The organism is Halopseudomonas sp. L-58 (assembly GCF_056859475.1).
This window is the reverse complement of record NZ_JBSXON010000090.1, coordinates 1-6,525: the sequence shown is the minus strand read 5'-3', so window position 1 is coordinate 6,525 and position 6,525 is coordinate 1. Positions and strand designations below refer to the sequence as shown.

Annotated in this window: 4 protein-coding genes; 2 read left to right on the top strand and 2 right to left on the bottom strand. The window is 46.7% G+C overall.

Annotated features, from left to right (window positions below):
* Positions 1-484 precede the first annotated feature (484 nt).
* On the top strand, positions 485-1,180 hold the full coding sequence (locus AC13EY_RS19035) for a hypothetical protein (protein ID WP_417764815.1): 696 nt from the start codon (positions 485-487) through the stop codon (positions 1,178-1,180).
* A gap of 280 nt (positions 1,181-1,460) precedes the next feature.
* A complete protein-coding gene (locus AC13EY_RS19030; RefSeq protein ID WP_417764816.1) occupies positions 1,461-2,357 on the top strand; it encodes a GIY-YIG nuclease family protein in 897 nt (298 codons plus the stop codon).
* An 82-nt stretch (positions 2,358-2,439) separates the two neighbouring features.
* Here the strand turns inward: AC13EY_RS19030 and AC13EY_RS19025 are convergent, their stop codons facing one another.
* Positions 2,440-5,619 (bottom strand): tyrosine-type recombinase/integrase, encoded by a 3,180-nt coding sequence (locus tag AC13EY_RS19025; RefSeq protein WP_482875847.1) that lies wholly within the window; start codon positions 5,617-5,619, stop codon positions 2,440-2,442.
* Complete coding sequence (locus AC13EY_RS19020) at positions 5,612-6,418, bottom strand: hypothetical protein (protein WP_482875845.1); 807 nt, start codon at positions 6,416-6,418, stop codon at positions 5,612-5,614. Before AC13EY_RS19020 ends, AC13EY_RS19025 begins: the two co-directional genes overlap by 8 nt.
* Positions 6,419-6,525: the final 107 nt, after the last annotated feature.

The following is a 6,525-nucleotide window of genomic DNA, read 5'->3' as shown; positions in this document are numbered from 1 at the left end:
GCACGCTGGTCGGGCAATACTCGAAACTGGCAACCCGTAGGCAGCGTTTGGCTGAATCCAGAGAAGGAAACGACCGTTATCCATGTGCATAGTGAACTAGAAGCAGCATGACTCATGTTCCAACTACATTGACAGACGCCGTTACCAAATGGCTGGTATTGACCTCAAGTTGCCGTCAGGCAGTCCGTGCCATTCGCTTTTTAATTGTGCATGTGCTGCAGCGGACTGAACTAGACATGCTTTTTCCTGCATGCGCGAGGCACGTGCATGCAGGCTTTACGCTTTACGCTGGTAAAGCCCAAGAAATCGCGCTAGGTTTGTTACATCAAGGGATCCAAGAGCACCGACATGGACATCGCCAACGAGCAATCACAGACTTTTCAAGTGACCAACGGCCACCTTCAGGCCGGCATCATCCTTCGTTTTGAATACAAAACCCAATAGATGCTGCTACATCAGTGTGGCGGCTTAGTCCAAGAGACATTTGAGCGGCATGCTGTACACGCCGTTCAAATGCTTAGATGTTATCCATAAAGATACGAAGACCAAGAAAATGTTGAAAATGTCTTATACGACATGCGACAAAACTCTACAAGATGGGGCGAAGTTGGGATGGGTATTTCCACCCGAATATCCAATTAAAAGCTATATAGAAATAATGTCTAAATTAAACTCAGGCGAGAATGAAATAGATAAATTTTTTACTGATTACTTTAATTCGGACTTTGAGAACACGGTCAAGGCTCCTATCCGACAATACTATTCAAGCATACCAGAATACCTTAGAACCTTGCTGGAAGAGTGCTTTATCTCGTACGAAAATGGTCACTATCAGATTTGCGTCCCTGCTCTATTTGCAACCTTGGAAGGGTTGCTAACCGAACTATCCAATGACCAAGATCGTGTAAATACAAAATACACTCAAGGAATAAGAGATAAGATCCAACTCCTTGGTGAAAGCCCAAAAATATTACCCCTAACATCAATTTCTTACTTCCTTGAAATGGCATTCTGCCAAAGCAATTTCAACGAAACAGAAACTGACATGATAAATCGCCATTGGTCTCAGCACGGGAGATACATAAAAGAGCTGTCTAAAAAATCCCCCTTGCAGTTATTTAACGCTGTAGCATTGGTTCTGTTCGCAAAGAAATTCATTAAGGGGGAAACGCAGTTTTGAGGTGCCAGATAGCCACAGAAAAGTATTTTTTGAAGGTCATGCGACCTTGTCGGGTCTAAACCAACTGACGCGTGAACTTGAGCAGCTAGCAAATGATGTTTTGCGTGAGAATCAGCGTTCTTTCCACCGCCTGGCTGAAGCTAGGGTGGAATATTAATGCGCACGAGCACTCGTCATGGCTAAAAAGATTCGTATGCTCAGGTTGATTTGCATTCGGTTTTGTTGTTTTAGTGGCATATAGGCGCACGATTGCCAAAAAAATAACTGGAGTGAAAAGAATATGAAAAAATTTTCCGCCGCAGGCACATCCTTCCAGAAGGATAACTGGAAAAGCATCTTTAAAGGCGATGCATGTATAGATCAATGCAGGATTACACTTTCGCCTGACAATGAAAACAAATTTGACACTAATGCAGTTAAAGTTATGTATGAAGGCGTTCAGCTGGGCTTTATGAATCGCTCTGACGCCTTGCTATATAGATCGAAGTTTGGAGACAAAGAAGCTGAGGTAGGCGGAAGAATAGTTGTTAAAGGGGATAAAAGAACGATAGAGTTTGATGTTGATATTAATGACGGAATGAATCATTATGTTTACAAGATAACCAACCTTTTAAACGGTTGTTACTATATAGGAAAGCGGTCTTGTCTTGTTGAAATTGATGACGATTTCAGGTATATGGGAAGTGGGGTTGAGCTTTTAAGGGCCATCTATGAGCATGGCAAAGAAAACTTCAAGAAAGAGATTATTTATCGCTGCGGAAGCGCCAGCGAAGCATTTAAAAAGGAAGCCAAGCTTGTTACATTAAAAGAGGTTAGCGACCCGCTTTGCTACAACTTGGTGGTTGGTGGGGCTAACGGATACCAAAGGACTCTTAATGCTTTAAGTGAACTTTGGGATGAAATTGACGTTATTGACTATCTAGGTTTTTTTAGAGAATTAAAAACAATGTCTAAATGCGAGCTCGATTCGCTCGAAAAATCAATTCAATATCAAAGCCAATGCACTATAAGCTCTGACACCAGGATTCCATCTAATGAAGAGCGCATGTCGAATTGGGATAGGCGTTTTAAGCTTGAACTCATTCGTTTAGTGAAGGGATTGTCTACGAAAGAAAGAATTGCCAAAATTTTCTGCAAAGTAGATATTGCTCCTTTTTTAGAAGCTATCCCCGATTAGAGAGGCGCTACTTAAAGTAGCAATTCGCCTGAACATGCAGCCCCAGTTCACCACAGAACACCACCCCCAACGAAGTATATAATTAGCCTATTTTTTTGACAGTGCCCTCCAGCCTCTCAAAATCGGCCCCATCAATCATGATCGCAACCATATGGAAAATATAGTTCAACAACTGGGAGGAAAACTGTTTTATATTTTTCTTTCTCTTACCAACGATGACTTGCTCATTGATATGCCGCAATCGCAAGTAGGCTTGAATCGATTTCCCTTGACTCGCATCCTTCACTTTGTAGCTTATTCCCAATGATCTCCAAACATTCAACTCCTCGTCGACAACCTTGGGCGCATGCAAAATACTTAGCTCCCAGCGCGACCTAGGTATTACCTTTTCAATTAACTTGACGAACTTTATTACGTCTTCCGTTTGCGTGAACCGGGTGCCAGGCTTGGTTTGACTCGTATTGTTTTTCCAGTAATCAATACACCACCTGACACCTTCGCTATCCTCCCGAAATGCATCCTGTAGCGATGAAATCACACCATCGATTTCTTTTGCGGTCGCCTTGTCTTGAGGCCTGATGGGCGCTAGCGGAAAGCCGATGGCGGTCGGGCTCACTGCTTTTGGAAAATGCCGGCGATTTCCGGATTTTGTTTTCAGGTCCTGTATTTTGGTTGCTGAATCTAACCAACCATTTATCTTTTTTTCTTCGATTGAGTAACGAATGCAAAGCGTCGAGACAGGATCACCATCTTCAAGAGCCCGCAGCACTGAATAGCAATCAAGAACTGTTGGCTTTGACTTTGAAGGAGCTTGTTGCCACTCGGCGGTATCGCCAGCGGAGGCATCACCTGCCTTGATGCTAAGGCACATGGGGGAGAGCCGATTCAGTATTTCATGCCGCAGATCAGAGAGTCTGGCCCTGCTGCCTTTTTCTTTTGAGTAGGCATTGAGGGTCTGAGCTGACAGTCCACTAAGAGGAGCAAGCTGCTCTATATCAAGCTCGGGGTCATACTTTCTAAGCCTTTCCCATACATGCAGGCTTACCTCGTGGATGTAGTACAAAAACGTCGTTTCAGGTGACAGGTGTCCGGCAACGCCAGCAATTGCGCTATATTTGTCGCGGCTGCACATCGGATTTGCACTGAACAAATCTGACCTTATCTTCTTGGCGTGCTCCAAGCTGTATCCCGTCAGCGTTACAATCAGGTCCGGGGACTCCTCCATCACGACAAATAGATTGGTTAGGGTGCTGTGCCGAAGGTGATGAAAGGAAAGCTCGCCCAGTCCCTGAAAGCCCAGGAGTGCTTTGATCAGGCCTGACACCAAGCTCCCGCTGTGCGGAACTGTCACCGCATGAGGATCTGAAAATAGCAGAGTGCTGGTGTGATTCTCGTTCTGAATCAGGCGCTTTTTAAAATATTGCTGAAAACGCTGCATTTCACTCGGAAGTAGCAACAAATATAGTGGGATCCTTCGTCGTGCCGAGTCGCTTTTGTTGCTTCCGTAGCGATTATTAACTACGTATATCCATCTTTCTTCAGACCTCTCAATGTCTGACAACCGCAGCTTGAGCAGTTCTCCGCGGCGCATTCCTGTGCGGTAAGCCAAAATCAGCAGAACCGCAAAACCTTCCTTGGTGTCCGGATCGGTGCCAGTCAGGTTTTGTATGCTCTGGAGCATGGACTGAAAATTGTGCTCCGGAATATAGCCTGCACGGACCTGAGACTGCGCCTGTGTGGTACCCACACCCTCAAAAAAACTGCTTAATGCTGGCAACGCATATCGATCTGACTGGGATGCAAACTCGTGCAAGTCCTGCAGACGGCCTTGGAGATAGTTTTGCGACTGAATCTTATCTTCCGGCTTGAACGACAGCATTTCGCGGTAGACATGCTCCAGCTCACTCTCATCCATGTCATCAAGGTCAGCTTCATTTGTATGAAACAACCAAAGGCGAGCAATTTCGGTGAAATACCGCAATGCTGAAGAAACCTTTATTTTGCGCGATACAAGCCTGTCGAGCAGCCAGTCAACCAGGATGGCCGCATTCAAGGATAGATTCTGACGACTTATCTCCTGCAGTCGCCTGATCGCCTGGGCGGGTGTGTTTTTTAAACCGGAAATCTCTGCCTTCAGAGCAGCATGCATTTGCCTGATGAAGATATCGGGTGTAATCGTGTCTCCCGCATACTCGCTTCGAGTCAGCGCGACGTGTTTTTTTGTGTCCTGTCCGCCGCTTTTACCCGGACTGATCAGCACATCATTTAGAGAAAATGCCTGAGGGATCTTGCTATCCAGATTCCGAGCAAACCTGTTCTGGTGATGCTTTGAAGGTAGCGAGACTGATCCCACACGGCCTGCCGCGCACTCCAACAACGCCTGAGGCAGCTCAACATCAGGTAAGGCCTCTGTTACTGATTGCGCGCCTTGGCAAAAGGCATTCAGGCTCGATAGGGTTTGCCTATGTGCGCCGTTGGTGAGCCTGCCCTCGATAATCTTCCAAACATCGAGTTGATGGAGCGGGCCAGATGTTTCTGTGAATTTATTACTCCCTGACGCCTGAAACCTCAGCAGTTGCCCAAGAGTTCTATTGTCTGGGTAAAATCGATGAAGCGATTGCCAACCTGCACCGCTCTCATCAGACACCCTTTGGTTCAACGGATCCTGACCTCCCTCAAGCAGTAGATCGATCCAGAGGCATGTGCTGCTCTCACTTCTGGCAAGCGTCAACGGCTTGGGTTCATTGATCAGTACATTAGCCAGGCTGGTGACAGCTCGCGGATTTGCCAAGCCACCGAACACTATTGCGGAAATCAGCACATCGGCCAGCGCGGCTTGACCATTTCGTGAACCCTTTTCACTGGCCAACACCTGTTGCCAGCTCTGGCAAAGATTTGCTGCGATAATCCCTGCCTTGAAGCGCTTAAGATTACGACTACTCGTGGTTCTCGGTACGCTTACGATCGTCGCTGGTATATCTAGCTGCCACAAGCCCTCCTCATTCCCCTTTGCGATGTGTTTGGCCAATGCCATGAAGGCAAAACGTAGGCTTGTGATATCTGCATATCGCGTCCTGAGAAAGCTCTGAAAGCGCTTAACTTGTTCATTATATTTTTCGGCATCCACAGGAATCTCAGATAATGCCGGCATGTGAGCAGAAACCATGTCAGGCATATCTCTCATAACATGCGCGTGGCTATGTGATTTCCTTTTTTGATTTTTCTTGGCCCGCGCTGCCGAACCATATGCGGACCTACTCATGGGGATGACCTTTGCTGGTCAGCGAAACGATTTTTAGCCTTTCCATCAGCTGCTCTACCGAAGCCGCAAGCTTTTCCATGGCCTTCATGCTCATTCCACTAAACTTGGTAAACCCTTCCTGCCCTGGATTTGCATGCCCCATCCATGTGTCGGTTGACTCCGCAGACACATTTTCTTCGCGTGACAGGAAGGTGCGCAAAAAATGCCGATGCCAATTTGGTGGTAGATCCAAAAGCCCCGCCCAGAAGCGCTGAACACGTTTTGGTGACACAGAAATCATTTTGATGTCATCCACTGTATCCCCTCTCTCTATCAGGAAGAGCAAAGGACGCTTGCCACTGAGCACTTCTCCAACCTGCTGCGCAAATGCTGGGGATAGGTCCTGTATCTGGATGAACAGTCGCTCCAAATGCTGCGTATAGAGTTTAATTTGCCGCACTGCCGTGTCAGGCAGGGCAAGGACCCGCGCAGAGCTGGTGGTCAACCTCGATTCTTTGTCTGAAATCAGGATTTTTTTATTGATCAGGTCGATATGCGACAGATCATCAAAGGGATCTGTCACCGGTCGGTGCCCAGTAGCAAAATTCAACAGGTGCAGGGTGTACATGACAAAGCCATTGTGGACCGCGTCCCAGCTTTGGCTTTGAACTGCCTTAAGATTTTTTGCTAGATGGTCGAAAATACCAGTAGCCACCTTAGCCTGGAAAACAAGCTGTGAACCGCCAAACGCTATATTGTTTGGGTTGGGTTCCTGGGTTTTTACCCCTAAGGAATCGCTGATCAATTCAGATTTGCGCATTACCGGTGTCGATCAACTGAATTTTTGATGCAGCGAACCTGTTCTTGGCGACATTGCTCCGCAAATCGCCTTCAACTCTGGCCATTTTGGCCTATTTCCACCCGACT